This is a genomic window from Nocardia brasiliensis NBRC 14402, from assembly GCF_000308475.2.
Taxonomy (GTDB): Bacteria; Actinomycetota; Actinomycetes; order Mycobacteriales; family Mycobacteriaceae; genus Nocardia; species Nocardia brasiliensis.
Genome location: NZ_BAFT02000031.1, coordinates 36,974 through 50,749, shown reverse-complemented (window position 1 = coordinate 50,749; position 13,776 = coordinate 36,974). Strand labels below are relative to the sequence as shown.

The window sequence follows — 13,776 nt, the reverse complement described above, 5'->3', positions numbered from 1 at the left end:
AACGACTTCCATGACAAGACCGAGATCACAGAGCACCGACACAGGACATTGCCGGACCGGGACCGACGTGTGCCTGTCCGGGTACTCGAAAGACTCGAGTTCTTCTAGTCCAGCTGGCCACAGAGATCGACCGACAGGGCTTCACCGATCCTGGTGAAGCACGCTACCAGCAGCACCGCCACGAAGACGCGTAGCAGTCATGTCACCCCTCACAGGTCATGACGCACGGTTCGCTTCCAGCCTGTTCTTCACGTTTTCCAGATAGCGCCGGCCATGGTCGGGTTCGGTCAAGATGCCGTCCACGACCGCTTTCGGTAACGGGTGCAGCTCGGAGTATTCGGTGCGTGCTTCTCGGCTGAATATGGTTCCCATCGTGGTGGGTTCCAAACGGTAGGTGACGGTGTAGGTGACGTCCGCTCTGCCGAAAGGCTTCGCGGTGTCGAACTCCAGGATCGCTGCGCGCTCCGCGCGGCGCACTGTGTAGTCCAATGCCGTCGCCAAGCCGCTGGCCGGGACGAGGATGTGGTCGGTGAAGCGGGCACCGACGCCGACGGATCGATGTGTGTCGCCTTCCACCCGCTGTGAGGACGGGATGAGCTGGGGCCAGTTGTCGGGCACCGATATCAGGTCGAACACCGCATCTGGCGTGGCTCGTACGGTGATGTCGACGGCCGTGATGATCGTGATCAAGGTTTGTCTCCGATTGCCGTGCGAACGAGCATCTTTCCGGTGTTGCCGCCGTTCATCATCGCCAGGAAGGCGTCCGGGGCGTTGTCTATGCCGTCGTAGACGGTCTCCGCGTTGTGCAAGCTGCCGTCGCGCAGCCAGCCGGCGGCTTGTGCGCGCCAGTCGGCGAGGAGGTGCAGATGGTCGGTGGTGTTCATGCCGCGCAGAATGATTCGCTTGCGCATGGCCAGCGGGAGGTTGCGGACGCATGGTGGTGGTCCAGCGTTGTTGTATCCAGAGATGGCCCCGCACAGGGCTATTCGCCCGAAGCGATTGAGCACGACCAGCGCGGCGTCGAGGTGGTCGCCCCCGACATTGTCGAAATAGACCTCGATACCCTCGGGCGCGGCAGCGCGCAGTTGGCCGAGCGCGTCACCGCGCTGATAGTCGATCGCGGCGTCGAAACCGAACTCACGCACCAGACGAGCGCACTTCTCGGGCCCACCGGCGGAGCCGATCACTCTCGATGCACCCAGTTTGCGAGCGATCTGCCCGGCGGCCGATCCGACCGCTCCAGCGGCCGCGGAGACGAATACGACATCACCCGTAGCGACCGGCGCGATCTCGGTGAGTCCGGCGTAGGCGGTCAGGCCGGTGAGTCCGAGGAGGCCCAGATAGGTTTGTGCGGGGGCCGCCGTGGTGTCGACGACTTCCGCCTCCGACTCGTTGAGCACGGCGTATTCACGCCAGCCCCGTAGATGTGAGACGGTGGCTCCCACCGGAATGGCCGCGGTCTCGGACGCGATCACGGTGCCCACCGCGCCCCCGGTCATCACCTCGCCCAGCGCGAACGACCCGATGTCGGAGTCGGTATCGTCCATCTGGCCACGCATATACGGGTCGACGGATAACCATTCGTTGCGCACCAGCACCTGCCCTGGTGCGGGATCGGCGAGTTCGGCCGCGGCGAGTTCGAAGTCCGCCGGCTTGGGCTCGCCGGTCGGGCGGGCGCGCAGACGCCATTCGCGACTGGTGGTGGTCATGTTGCCTCCGGAGCGGCGGGGTGGGCGAGCAGCGCGTCGAAGTGTCGGCGGAGGTGGGTGGTGAGGGCGTCCGGGCGCGGGTCGAATTGCGCGATCTCGACGATGAGCCGGCCGCTGAACGTCAGAATGACGCCCATATGCTCAGGGGTGAGTGAGGGGATCTCGGCCCCGCCGACCGGCCGCACACCATGCCAGACGGGCCGAAAATCATCGACGGTGACTCCGATCGGCGCCGAAAGTTCCGGTATGACTCCCCAATTGGCGGCCAGCACGGTTCCCGGGCGGTGTGAGAACGCAGCGTCGACGGCGTCGAGGAACTCGGAGGTGTTGAGATAGTGCCGTTGTACGCGACCGGCGGCGAGATCGATCGCGAGCTTGTCGCTGATGGCGCGGGCGAGCGCAACGGTGGACATCCGCACGAGCGGAGTGAAGAAGGCCGTTCCGAGGACATTGGTTCCTTCGGTAGCCGAAACCGCGGGGGTCAATCGGGGGCGGACGTTCACCGGGTAGGCGTAGCGCAGGTCCGTGATGTCGACGCCGTTGGTGTCGGCGACTGCGCGAAGCAGCACGGCGGAGACCAACGAATTGATGGTCGCGCCAACCTCATGCCCGAGTTCGGCGAGGGCTTTGGTCTCTGCTGCTGTGAGTTCTACGCGCGGGTGTGCCGTGGTGGCGGGGACGGGATCGAGGGTGGTCGGGCGATCGGCCGGCGCCACGGGCAACTCGGGCGTCGGGTTCGCGGCGATATGGCGTTCGGTGAGCAGTTGTTCCAGTGATCGGGGATATGGCTGCGGGCGCGGTCGCAGCACGTGACCCTGCACGGTGTCGGTGTAGTAGGTCCATAGGTCGGCTAGTAGCCGCATGGCGTGGGTGCCGTCGGCGATCGAGTGGTGCACCAGGAAGGTCACCCACGCGATGTCGGCATTCTCCAGCCGCACATGTATTGCCGCGGTGCGGTTTTCGATGTCGGGCGAGGTTTCGTTGCCCTCGGTGCCGTGCGTTACGAGCACCAGCGGCGGTTCGTCGACGTGGGCGAATGCGGTGTGCCCGTCGCTCGTGTCGACCAGCCGGCACGACAGCAGCGGATGCGTTGTGCCCAGCGCGGAGAACGCCGCACGCAAGCTTTCGAGGTCCACTCGGCCGCGCACGCGGACGGAGTATCCGACACAGTGACCGCTTGCGGCGAACATTCTTTCGCTGCGGTCGAGCACCCGCACGAGCGGATGCGTCAGAGGTTCGATGGTCATCGCGTCTTCTCCACTTCGGTGACACTGTGCAGTCGACCTCGGCGCGGCGGCGGGCTCACCGGCATCGCCTCGTGCAGCCAGTCGAGCATGACGCGGCGTGCGAGTCTTGCTTCGGGCAGCACGGCCAGCATCGGATAGTCGTGCTGCATACCGGCTCCGCGATGGTGTTGTAAGCGGACGTCCTCGTTGCGTGCTCGGTCCGCGAAGACGCGGTCGTCGGCGTCGAACATATCGCGGCCCGCGGAGATCAGCAGGGTCGGCGGAAGGCCCTGGGCGCCACCGAGAATCGGGCTCGCGTAGGGATGGTCCATGCCGAGCGGCCCGGCGTAGGCGGCGCCGTACACACGCAAGCCGGGAATCGCCTGCGAACAGTCTCGGCGCTGCATGACCTGCTGTTCAGGATTTCGCATCCGCACATCGAGCCACGGACAGATCAGCAGCAGGCCCGCCGGACCTGAAGTCGATTTGTCGCGCAGGTATTGGGCGACCGCGAGCGCCATCGCACCGCCCGCCGAGTCACCGGCCAGCACGACAGGCAGGTCTGACTGGTCGAGCGTGGCACAGTACTCGGCGAGCTGCGGGATGGTGTGCTCGGCGGTCTGCTCATAGGCCAGTGGATAGGTGACCATGTCGACCACCGCAGGCACCCGCTGCGCGAGATACGCACCGAAATTCCAATGCAGCCCGATCATTTGCTTCACATACCCGCCGCCGTGCAGGTACACGATCCGCAGTCCGGGAGCCTGATCCCGAGGACGCAGCGTGTGTATCGTCCATCGGCCGGTACGACTCTCGGTCACCTCGACCTTCCGCTGAACACGTCTCGGCGGGACCGGCGCCTGCTGGGTTCGCCGCAACCGGTCGATGTTTCGGGCTGCCAGTTCCGCCGTCTTCGTCTGTCGTCGCACACCGAGAAACCAGAACAGTGGTTCGGCGGCGCGAGCTCGGATGCTCGGGGTCATGTTCGATCACCACTTTCGTTGCGGTACAGCGCATAGACGTTCACAGGGCGGTGGCCGGTGGCCATGCGTCGGCGACTGTCTCCGCAGCCGTCACCGTGGTGTAGAGGTCGATGATCCGCCATCCCCCAGTTAGTTTCGCGATACCGTAACCAACCGCCCAACGCTCGATTTCGACCTCGTCTTCGCGTAAGCGGCTCACCACGATCTCCAAGTTGACGCGCGTGCTGTTCAACACCCGGACAACACGATCCAGGATCTTGGCGTGGTGGTAACCCCGATCGGCCAGATCCTTCGCACTGGCCAGCAGAAATTCGCGTATGTCCGAATCGGTCAATAGCCAGCGACTCCGGCCGGATCCAGACCCACCACTATCCGCGGGCTCGGCCTCGCCGATATACATCGGGACCGAATAGTAGTTTCGGTAGAAGTATTCATCGCCGTCCGGATTATCGGTCATGGCCGCCACGTACGCTGCGGCATAGTTGGCGTAGAACGTCCCGATTTCTCGGCTGAGAGCAGCGTTGTCGACCATGTCATCCTCCACTTCGGTGCGCACGATCAGTTGTGCATTCGAGACAGATGGGGTTGAGAAAAGGGCGTGATCCGTGTTTGTTCATCACGATGTCGAAGTTCGAGCCGAGCGCCCCAGATGTCATCTGATAAGACATCTTGTTACTAGAAATCGTTCTTTCTACATCTCGATTCTGAACGAGAACGCGACCGCTTCGCAAAGGAAAAGAGAGGAGGATCACCTGCCGGTGGCGGAGTGCCCCAGCTCACGGTTCACGCGCATCGCGACATCATACGGCGGCAATTCCGAATGCGGCCGCGGCCGCCCTCACTAGGCCGCGGCCGCGGTCCCCGTACGTGGGGTCATCGGCGCTTCCTGATCCGGTCGGCCAGGGTGTCGATGGCCCACCAGGTGAGCCGTCCGGCGATCGACATCCACAGGAAGAAGGCGAGATAGATCAGCACAGCGCCGTAGTCCTCGCCCCAGCCAGGGACACGGTCGAGCGTGGCGAACGCGGCGACGAGCATGCCCAACCCGCCTAGGAGCGCGACCGGTGCCCATTGCGCCGATTTTGCGCGCTCACGACGGTGTGGGGGGCTGTCGGTGTCGAAAGACATGCAAGCGCTCCTTCGCCTTTTTGGCAGGTGGATGGTCAGAGGCGGATGTGTTTCCGCGGATCGGTAACCGAGTCCTCGGCTAGCGGATCCCGATGCAGGCGTGCTCACGGACGAGCGCGGCGAAACCGCGCCCACGCTGATGCCAACTTTCCACACGATCGAAACTCGTTCTCCAGCGCAAGGTTTGGTGCCGAGCCCGGCGGCGGCAATCAGGTTGAGGAGAAGGTCTCCGGTGCCGAGCTACGCTCGGCGGTCGCGATCATCACAGAACTTGTCCCGCTCGGCGACACCGAACTCGACGGACAGCGCACCGAGGAGCTGGCGGGGCGCTTCACCACGGTGCGCCCGTTCCTGCCGCGGTTGATGTGCGCCATCGCCTTCGTTGCCACCGCCGACGGGGCGCCGGTCCTGGCCGCGATGCGCGCACTCGGCGAGCTGATCACGGTCCTCGAAATAGCGTGACCCGCGGGCGCATCTGCCGGCCGGAATCAGTTGGGAAACCGCACGCCAGGCCGACCTCAACGCCCTGGGCCTGCCCGGTGAGGCAGCGGGAATGCTCGTCGCGCACGCCGAAGCCCTCGATGGCGCCTACCGGGAGGTCGCCGCACGTCTGGACGCCGACACCCCGGCCACCGTCGACGACGAAGGAAACTGCACGCCGCCGCGCTGGTCGCGATCCCGGAGCCCCGAGCCTGACCGAGCTGCGCCGCCGCGTGGAAGCGATGCTGCCGCGCATCGATTTACCGGAGCTGGTGCTCGAGGTGATGTCGTGGCATCCGGTTTCACCGAGGCCTTCACCCACGCCTCCGGCAACCGGCTCGGGTCGCCGATCTGGGTTTGTCGGGACTGCGCCGGCTTTGGTCAAACAGGTAACCAAAGCTGGGGCAGGTCACTCGGCTTCTGGGCTGATTCCAACGGCTTCATCCTCAATGGCGAGGCGTTCCACGACGGAAATCCCTTCCAGTGTTTCGACCTTCGAGTCATGATGCTGATCAACGAGAACCGGGCGTGGCTAAAAAGTGCATGGCAGCAGTGCTATTCGCTCTCCAAGCTGCTACAGCACGAAATCAACCCGCTGCGTCACAGACACTTCCCCTTCGACGAATTGATACTCCTGGCAGCGGTCGACGACCTCCAGGACGAACCTGACGAAGAGCACCCATGACCACTGCCCCCCGAACGGATCACCGAGTGGACCGACACGGACGACGGCGCTGAACAAAGCCTGATCGAGGACGACGACTGGGAACGCCTCGAATCCCACATCCTCGAACAGTCCACCTTCGACATCGGCATACAAGCAGTCCTCGGATACACCTGCGGAGACCGCGACGAACGAGAATACAGCGACCCTGCCATCAACATCATCGGCGAACCTGGAGCGGCCCTCCCTCACCCATACCGCTGGTTCGACCTCATCGAACCAACGCGTCGCGGATGATCACCACCCTATAGGCAGCCCGAATGCCAAACATATTGCTGCCGTCCGCCGAACAGGCCAGCCAACCCCGCTGACCCCGACGCGTTAGGAGGTCCAGCAGTACCGCCCGGTTCGTACGGCGACACAAACAAAAATATCCGCAGGTCCCTGACCTGCGGATACTTGTTTCGAGTGGAGCTAAGGGGACTCGAACCCCTGACCCCCACACTGCCAGTGTGGTGCGCTACCAGCTGCGCCATAGCCCCGAGTGGGTTGCTTTCAGGTTTCCCTGACTGCCTGAACGAAGTTACACCACGGGTGTGGTGGCGGCCAAATCGCCTTGAATTGGGGGTGGCGGCGGGGGTTTGCGGGTCGTAGACTCGAACGCATGTTCGAAGGAGGCGGTTCCTCGGTGATGGACTTTCAGGCCATGAGCGATGAGGGGTTGATCGAGGCCCTTCGGACGGCGCATGGGGCTGCGGCGGCGGCGCAGGCGGCGGAGGTGTTCGCAGTACGCGAGTTGTATCGGCGGCATCGGGCATCGAGTGCGGAGCCTGGGCCGGGCGGGGTGCGGGCGGGTGAGTTCGCGGCGACCGAAGCGGCGATGGCGGTCCAGGTCGACGAGGGGTCGGTCGCCGCGATGATCGATGTGGGGTTGGCGCTGGAGGGGTGGTTGCCGCGCACGCGCGCGGAGTTCGCCGCGGGGCGGATCGATCTGGCGAAGGTGCGGGTGGTGATCGACAACACGCGCGCGGTGGCCAGGGAGGTGCTCGACGAGTTGGAGCCGCGGTTACTGGAGACGGCCACCCGGACCACGCCGGTGCGGCTGCGGCAGACGGCGCGGCGCTGGGTGGCGCGGTTGGATCCGGTTGGGGCGCAACGGCGGCGGGAGCGGCGTCAGGATGATCGGGACGTCCGAATTCGGGCGATCCAGGACAGCATGGCGGTGTTCGACGGGGTGTTGCCGGCGCCGGGCGCGCAGACGGTGGCGATGCGGCTGCGGGAGATGAGTTTGCAGGTGTGTTCGTCGGATCCGCGGACGATGCCGCAGCGGCGGGCGGATGCGCTGGTGGCGTTGGCGGACGGTTCGGGGCGACTGCGGTGCACGTGCGGACGTGGCGAACGATGTCCGAAGCGGGACGTGGCGCAGCCGCCGCGGCGGCCGCTGATCCAGATCGGGATTCCGGCGGACACCCTCCTCGGCATGACGGAGGCGCCGGCATTCCTGGCCGGTTACGGTCCGATCGACGCGGCGCTGGCGCGGATGGTCGCCGAACATGCTCGGTTCCAAGTGATTCCGGAGCAGTCGGGTGCCGAAGAGCCGGTCGCTGCCGAACAGGTCGCGCACACACCGCGATTGGCGCGCGAGGTGCGCGCCCTCGACGGCATGTGCCGGTTCCCGAATTGTGTGATGCCCGCGGCGGAATCCGACCTCGCACACCACCGCTCCCCCGCCACTCGCGCCGACGTGACGGCACTGTGCACCCGGCACAACCGCTTGAAAGTGTTGGTGGACAAGCGAAAAGTGCCGTGGGAGACCTGGCTGGCCGAGGCCGACCGGCTGCAGTGGACCACGCCCACCGGCGCGCAGCAGACGACGACGCGCGAAGGTGCGCGATATCTGTTCCCGCACAACGATTCCGGTGCGCCGACCGAGCACGCCCCGGTCATGGAGTCGGGCACCCGCTCGTTGGCCGACGATATCGCCTATCCCCTGCGCGGTCACGTCCTGGTCCATCGGCAATTGTGCCGGATTCCACCGGAGGACGAAATCCCCGATGACACAGCAACTCCCGCGGTGGACACCGCGTACTGAACCACGAGTTCGACCGGTGCGGATCCGCGGTGACGACGGAACGGATCCCACGGCCGAACAGCCGGGCCGGGGCGTCGGCAGCCGGAGTCGACGCCCCGCCCACCGACCACCCGAAATCTCGACGCGCAGCAGTCCCGGGTTACTGGGGAAGCCGGGACGGCGCCGTCGAGCAGGCCGGGCCGGCGACTGGTGGAGTCGCCGGCCCGGCCCAACAACGGAACTTTCGGCCGCACAACAGATCACACGTACAGACCAACCGAATGCTCGACAGCGGCTATCCGGCCGGCTGGGGAAGCCGGATCGCCCGTCGAGCGGGCCGAGCCCTCGACAGCGTTCGACGGCTCGGCCCCGGAACCAACTGGATGCCCTGGAACCAGCCGGGTGCCGGCGAACCCACCCGGGCGTCCTCGAACCACCCGAATGCTCGGCACCGCGGTCCCGGGGAACTCTGGGAGTCGGATCGCGCGCCGGGCGGGCCGGGCCGTGGCGGGTGGTGCGTCCGGCTCGGCCCTCGGGCTCAGGACTTGACGGCTATCCCGCCGACGATGATCTGCTCGACCAACGGAAGGGGATCGCGCACGATAGTGTCCGGCTGCCAATTGCTCAGCGGCACCAGGCCGGGTTCGACGAGTTCGAAGCCACGGAACAACCGGAGGATCTCCGCCTCGGTCCGGAAGCGCCCGGTGCCGAGGAATTCGAGGAACGACCGCTCCAGCGCCCGCGATTCCGGGCCGTTGTCGAGGAAGTGCGTGACGAACAAATGGCTGCCGACCGGCACCGCGTCCATGTACCCGGCGACGACACCCTCCGGATCTTCGTCGTCGTGTAGGTGGTGCAGCATGCCGACGAACATGACCGCCACCGGTTCGGCGAGATCGATCATCTTCTGCACATCGGGATGCGCCAGCACGGTGGCCGGATCGCGCAAATCGGCAGTGATGACTCGAATTTGATCGTTGTCACCGAGTAATGCCCGCCCGTGCGCCAACACGATCGGATCCTTGTCGACATAGACGACCTTTGCGTCCGGCTGGAACGCCTGCGCCACCTGATGGGTGTTCTCCATGGTGGGCAGCCCGGCGCCGAGGTCGAGATACTGCTTCAGGCCTGCTTTTCCGGCCAGGTATTTGACGCCACGACCGAGTACGGCGCGATTCAGCCGTGCCAGTTCGTCCACTTCGGGCATTGTTTGCCGGAGATGTTCGATGACTCGCTCGTCGGACGGGTAAAAGTCCTTACCACCGAGTAGCGCGTCGTAGACCCTAGAGATGCTCGGCTTGCTCACGTCGAAATCAACAGGCGCCGACTCGGAACTCGTCATCGTTCATCCTTCGGACGGACTCGGACAATTGACCGTATTCGAAAAGCCTAGCTACACAGCCGCATGCGGCGCGGGCCAATGACTCAATCAAGCACTCACTACTACCGGGTCAGTACGTCCACCCAGTCCTCGTTGCTCACATCGATCTTCGTCTTCCCGTCGAACACCGCGGGAGTCGCCGCTGTGCCGTCGAGCGCCTCGCCGAGCGCCGCGGTCGCGGCGGTGGCGGTGACCTTGGCCTGGTCGACCCGGGCACCGGCGGCTACACACTGCAACTGCGACTCCGGCGCGCCCGAGACCCGGGCGAGCGCGGCGAGTTCGTCGTTGCTCAGATCTGCACCGCCCTCGCTCGGTCGCTTGGTGGTGAACAGTTCCATATGGAACTTAGAGTACACCGGCCCCGAACCGCCCTCAGCGACACACTGATTCGCGGCCACCGCCCGGCTGGAATAGTCCTTGCTCCGCGAACGGGCATCCAGGAAGTTCACCAGCCGGTAGCGCACCGCCAGCTTGCCCTCGTCTATTTTCTGCGCGATCTCCTGGCCGTAGATGCGTTCCAGATTTCCGCAGCCGGGGCAGAGCGGGTCTTCGAAGATATCGATCGTCTTCTTGGCGTCGATACGCCCGAGCAGAATCGAACCGTCCGGTTCCAATTGCGCCCGGACCGAGGCGTCCCGCACCGGTCCGTACCCCTCGTTGCGCACGCTCGCCTCGTCGTGCCCCCAGTTGATCGCCGCGACGACGATCACCGCGATCAACGCGAGGGCCACCGCCCCCAGCGCGTACGTGGTCTTGCTGGACATGGGCCGCGGGGTGTAGTTCGAACGCGATTCGCTCACCCCCACACTCTGCCGCAACGTCCGCGCCACCCGCATGCCACCCCCACACGCTGCGACGACCCCCACACGCCGCGACCACCGATCGCCCGTCAGCCCGCTGCGCGAATAGACAGGTGACCCCCGCACGCGGCGACCCACCGATCGCCCGTCGACGCGCTACACGAACAGACACGAAACCCCCGCACGCGGCGACAACCCATCGCCCGTCAGCGCGCTACGCGAACAGACCGACCGGGAGTCACACACCGCCGCTCCTCATCGAGCCGTGGTGGCACCGTGCGATCTGTCCGCATCCGGACGCTGCACCCGGTCCTGTTCGGTAACAGCGGGTTCGGCCACCGGCGGCACCGGACTGTCCGCGACGGGCGCACCCGCGACCTCACTCACCGCCTGATCCACCTTGTCCTCGCGCGCCGGCAACTGATGATCGGCGCCGTCCGCACCACAGAGGTGGTCGCAGTCGACCGTTTCCTCGGCGGCCCGCTTGCGCAGCGGTTCCGGCACGATCGCCCACCCGACAGCCGCGACGGCGAGCAGCGCACCGGTCACCGCCAGCGCCAGCCCGTAGGACGCCTGCTGCGCCAGCGCACCGACCGCGACGGGGCCGAGCACGGTGCCGAAGTCGGCCGCCATCTGGAAGCCGGCCAGCACCGGTCCGCCGCGCGCGTTCGGCCCGATGATGTCGGCGACCGCGGCCTGCTGCGTCGGGGTGAACATGCCCGCCCCGAGCCCGGCTACGAACGACGTGATGAGCAGCCACGGCAGGGTGTCGGCGATACCGAGTCCGGCCGTGCCCAGCGCGCACACCAGCGATCCCGCGATCAGGAAGGGTTTGCGCCCCAGGCGATCCGAGTACCGGCCGGCGAGGAAGAGTACTGCGACATTGCCCGCGGCGAACACGGTCAACGCCACCCCGGCCATGCCCGGCGTCTGGTGCAGCACCTCCACCACGAGCAACGGCACCAACGCCATCCGCACGCCGAAGATCGCCGCGCCGTTGGCGAAGTTGGACCACAGCACCGCGCGGTACTCGGATCGCGCCCACGCCTCCCGAAACGACATCATCCGCACGCCGCCAACGGGTTCGGGGGCGGCCAGCTGCGAATCGCGCAGCGCCAGATACACCGCGACGGTCACCGCCAGCAGCGCGACCGCGTAGATCACGAACGGCATCCGTAGCCCGAGCCCGGACAGCGCACCACCGACCAGCGGCCCGCTGACCGACCCGATCAGAAAGCTGGTCGACCACAGTCCGGACACCCGTCCGCGCGCGGCGGGCGGCGACATCCGGATCACCAGCGCCAGCGAGGACACCGTGAACATGGTCGACCCGATCCCACCGAGCGACCGCAAAACCATCAGCTGCCAGTAGCTTTGGGCCAGCGCGCTGGCACCGGTGGAGACCGCGACGATCAACAGGCCGCCGAGATACACCGACCGCTCACCCAGCCGCTGCACCAGCCGTCCGCTCAGCGGCGCGAAGAGCAACCGCATCAGCGCGAACGCGCTCACGATCGCCGAGGCCGCCGCCACCCCGACGCCGAAGCTGCGCGCGAACTGCGGCAGCACCGGCGCGACCAGGCCGAACCCGATGGCGATAACGAACGCACCACCGACGAGCACCCAGATCTCGATGGGGAGGGCTTCGGGACGGTTGCCCGATCTACCGCTCGCCGATCCGTCACTCACCGGATAGCGCCTGTCCCACCACTTCCTCCGCGGCCGCCTGCACCTGCGCCAGATGCTCGGGACCGTGGAACGACTCCGCGTAGATCTTGTATTTGTCCTCGGTGCCCGACGGGCGGGCGGCGAACCAGGCGTTCTCGGTGGTCACCTTGAGGCCGCCCAGCGGCGCGCCGTTTCCTTTCGCCCTGGTGAGCACGGACGTGATGGGCTCACCGGCGATCTCCTTGGTGGTGATCATGTCCGGAGTCAACTTCGCCAGCAGTGCTTTCTGTTCCGGGGTCGCGGCGGCGTCGATCCGCGCGTAGGCCGGAGTGCCGTAGCGCTTTTCGAGTTCGACGTAGCGCGCCGACGGGCTCTGGCCGGTGACCGCGGCGATCTCGGCGGCGAGCAGCGCGAGCAGGATGCCGTCCTTGTCGGTGGTCCAGACGGTGCCGTCCATCCGCAGGAACGAGGCGCCCGCGCTCTCCTCACCGCCGAAAGCGAGGCTGCCGCTGAACAATCCGGGCACGAAGAACTTGAACCCGACGGGCACCTCGTGCACGTCGCGGCCGAGCACGCCGACCACCCGGTCGATCATCGACGAGGTGACCACCGTCTTGCCGATCTTGGTGAGCGCGTCCCAGCCCATCCGGTTCGCGACCAGGTATTCGATGGCGACCGCGAGGAAGTGGTTCGGATTCATCAGCCCGCCGTCGGGGGTGACGATGCCGTGCCGGTCGGCGTCGGCGTCGTTGCCGGTGGACAGGTCGTAGTCGTCCTTGATCGCGATGAGCGAGGCCATCGCATACCGCGAGGACGGATCCATCCGGATCTTGCCGTCGCTGTCCAGCGTCATGAAGCGCCAAGTGGGGTCGACGAACGGGTTGACAACCTCGAGCTCGAGGTCGTAGCGCTGCCCGATCTCCTCCCAGTAGTCGACGCTCGCCCCGCCCATCGGGTCGGCGCCGAGGCGGATGCCCGCGCCGCGAATCGCGTCCAGGTTCAACACGTTCGGCAGATCGGCGATGTAGTGGTCGAGGTAGTCGTAGCGCTGGACGTTGGTCTCCAGCGCGTGCTGCAGCGTGGTCCGCTTGATCCCGGACAGGCCGCTGCGCAGCAGTTCGTTGGCGCGCGCGGCGATGGCGTCGGTGGCGGTGTTGTCGGCCGGGCCGCCGTGCGGCGGGTTGTACTTGAAGCCGCCGTCGCGCGGCGGGTTGTGCGACGGCGTGATCACGATGCCGTCGGCCTGGTGCTTGGTGCCGCCCCGATTGTGGCGCAGCACAGCATGACTCAGCGCGGGCGTCGGCGTGTACCGATCCCTGGCGTCGATCATCGCCACCACGTCGTTGGCGGCGAGCACCTCGAGCGCGGTGACCAGCGCGGGCTCCGACAGCGCGTGCGTGTCCCTGGCCAGATATACCGGACCGGTGATCCCGCGCGTCGCACGGTATTCCACGATCGACTGGGTGATCGCGAGGATATGCGCCTCGTTGAAGGCGGTGTCCAGGCTCGAGCCGCGATGGCCGGAGGTGCCGAACACCACCTGCTGCGCCGGATCGGACGGATCCGGGATGCGACTGTAATAGGCCGTGACCAGGTGGGCGATGTCCTCCAGGTCGGTGGGACGCGCGAGTCGCCCTGCTCGATCATGGGCCATGCTCGGGTCTCC

At 66.3% G+C, this 13,776-nt stretch carries 13 protein-coding genes and 1 tRNA gene; 3 read left to right on the top strand and 11 right to left on the bottom strand.

All coding sequences use genetic code 11. From position 1 onward, the window contains the following. Positions 1 to 216 precede the first annotated feature (216 nt). The 6 genes from TY25_RS09090 to TY25_RS42520 all read right to left on the bottom strand — a co-directional run bounded on the left by TY25_RS09090 (position 217) and on the right by TY25_RS42520 (position 5,046). Positions 217 to 690 (bottom strand): SRPBCC family protein, encoded by a 474-nt coding sequence (locus TY25_RS09090; protein ID WP_042255474.1) that lies wholly within the window; start codon positions 688 to 690, stop codon positions 217 to 219. Then, positions 687 to 1,709 (bottom strand): NADP-dependent oxidoreductase, encoded by a 1,023-nt coding sequence (locus TY25_RS09085; RefSeq protein ID WP_042255473.1) that lies wholly within the window; start codon positions 1,707 to 1,709, stop codon positions 687 to 689. The genes TY25_RS09090 and TY25_RS09085 overlap by 4 nt, the downstream gene beginning before the upstream one ends. Continuing rightward, complete coding sequence (locus TY25_RS09080) at positions 1,706 to 2,956, bottom strand: phthiocerol/phthiodiolone dimycocerosyl transferase family protein (protein ID WP_052382882.1); 1,251 nt, start codon at positions 2,954 to 2,956, stop codon at positions 1,706 to 1,708. The genes TY25_RS09085 and TY25_RS09080 overlap by 4 nt, the downstream gene beginning before the upstream one ends. Further along, a complete protein-coding gene (locus tag TY25_RS09075; protein ID WP_042255472.1) occupies positions 2,953 to 3,918 on the bottom strand; it encodes an alpha/beta hydrolase fold domain-containing protein in 966 nt (321 codons plus the stop codon). Before TY25_RS09075 ends, TY25_RS09080 begins: the two co-directional genes overlap by 4 nt. A gap of 40 nt (positions 3,919 to 3,958) precedes the next feature. Beyond that, entirely contained in the window at positions 3,959 to 4,474 is a 516-nt protein-coding gene (locus TY25_RS09070; protein ID WP_042255471.1) for a DUF6841 family protein, read from the bottom strand. A gap of 317 nt (positions 4,475 to 4,791) precedes the next feature. Beyond that, a complete protein-coding gene (locus tag TY25_RS42520) occupies positions 4,792 to 5,046 on the bottom strand; it encodes a hypothetical protein (protein WP_146154157.1) in 255 nt (84 codons plus the stop codon). 339 nt (positions 5,047 to 5,385) lie between these two features. Here TY25_RS42520 and TY25_RS44430 point away from each other — a divergent pair, with 339 nt between their 5' ends. After that, on the top strand, positions 5,386 to 5,508 hold the full coding sequence (locus tag TY25_RS44430; RefSeq protein ID WP_256656749.1) for a hypothetical protein: 123 nt from the start codon (positions 5,386 to 5,388) through the stop codon (positions 5,506 to 5,508). A gap of 91 nt (positions 5,509 to 5,599) precedes the next feature. Continuing rightward, the gene (locus TY25_RS42515; protein ID WP_146154156.1) at positions 5,600 to 6,211 is read left to right on the top strand and encodes a hypothetical protein; all 612 of its coding nucleotides are present in this window, start codon (positions 5,600 to 5,602) and stop codon (positions 6,209 to 6,211) included. Between the two features lie 448 nt (positions 6,212 to 6,659). Here the strand turns inward: TY25_RS42515 and TY25_RS09050 are convergent. Beyond that, a tRNA-Ala gene (locus TY25_RS09050) sits at positions 6,660 to 6,732 on the bottom strand. Between the two features lie 122 nt (positions 6,733 to 6,854). Here TY25_RS09050 and TY25_RS40410 point away from each other — a divergent pair. Further along, on the top strand, positions 6,855 to 8,282 hold the full coding sequence (locus tag TY25_RS40410; protein WP_052382881.1) for a DUF222 domain-containing protein: 1,428 nt from the start codon (positions 6,855 to 6,857) through the stop codon (positions 8,280 to 8,282). A 517-nt stretch (positions 8,283 to 8,799) separates the two neighbouring features. On the opposite strand, the gene TY25_RS09040 is transcribed toward TY25_RS40410, so the two are convergent. The 4 genes from TY25_RS09040 to pgm form a co-directional block, all read right to left on the bottom strand. Then, entirely contained in the window at positions 8,800 to 9,603 is an 804-nt protein-coding gene (locus tag TY25_RS09040) for an SAM-dependent methyltransferase (RefSeq protein ID WP_042255467.1), read from the bottom strand. A gap of 101 nt (positions 9,604 to 9,704) precedes the next feature. Further along, the gene (locus tag TY25_RS09035) at positions 9,705 to 10,442 is read right to left on the bottom strand and encodes a DsbA family protein (RefSeq protein ID WP_052382883.1); all 738 of its coding nucleotides are present in this window, start codon (positions 10,440 to 10,442) and stop codon (positions 9,705 to 9,707) included. Positions 10,443 to 10,697: 255 nt separating this feature from the next. Continuing rightward, positions 10,698 to 12,131, bottom strand: coding sequence for an MFS transporter (locus TY25_RS09030; RefSeq protein WP_042255464.1), 1,434 nt, complete (start codon positions 12,129 to 12,131; stop codon positions 10,698 to 10,700). Further along, the gene (pgm, locus tag TY25_RS09025) at positions 12,124 to 13,764 is read right to left on the bottom strand and encodes a phosphoglucomutase (alpha-D-glucose-1,6-bisphosphate-dependent) (RefSeq protein WP_042255463.1); all 1,641 of its coding nucleotides are present in this window, start codon (positions 13,762 to 13,764) and stop codon (positions 12,124 to 12,126) included. Before pgm ends, TY25_RS09030 begins: the two co-directional genes overlap by 8 nt. Positions 13,765 to 13,776 lie beyond the last annotated feature (12 nt).

Excerpts from the sequence above, each read along its gene's own strand:
- TY25_RS09080 (WP_052382882.1), bottom strand. The coding sequence starts at position 2,956 with ATGACCATCGAACCTCTGACGCATCCGCTCGTGCGGGTGCTCGACCGC.
- TY25_RS42520 (WP_146154157.1), bottom strand. The coding sequence starts at position 5,046 with ATGTCTTTCGACACCGACAGCCCCCCACACCGTCGTGAGCGCGCAAAA.
- TY25_RS42515 (WP_146154156.1), top strand. The coding sequence starts at position 5,600 with ATGCTCGTCGCGCACGCCGAAGCCCTCGATGGCGCCTACCGGGAGGTC.
- TY25_RS09075 (WP_042255472.1), bottom strand. The coding sequence starts at position 3,918 with ATGACCCCGAGCATCCGAGCTCGCGCCGCCGAACCACTGTTCTGGTTT.
- pgm (WP_042255463.1), bottom strand. The coding sequence starts at position 13,764 with ATGGCCCATGATCGAGCAGGGCGACTCGCGCGTCCCACCGACCTGGAG.
- TY25_RS09085 (WP_042255473.1), bottom strand. The coding sequence starts at position 1,709 with ATGACCACCACCAGTCGCGAATGGCGTCTGCGCGCCCGCCCGACCGGC.
- TY25_RS09040 (WP_042255467.1), bottom strand. The coding sequence starts at position 9,603 with ATGACGAGTTCCGAGTCGGCGCCTGTTGATTTCGACGTGAGCAAGCCG.
- TY25_RS40410 (WP_052382881.1), top strand. The coding sequence starts at position 6,855 with ATGTTCGAAGGAGGCGGTTCCTCGGTGATGGACTTTCAGGCCATGAGC.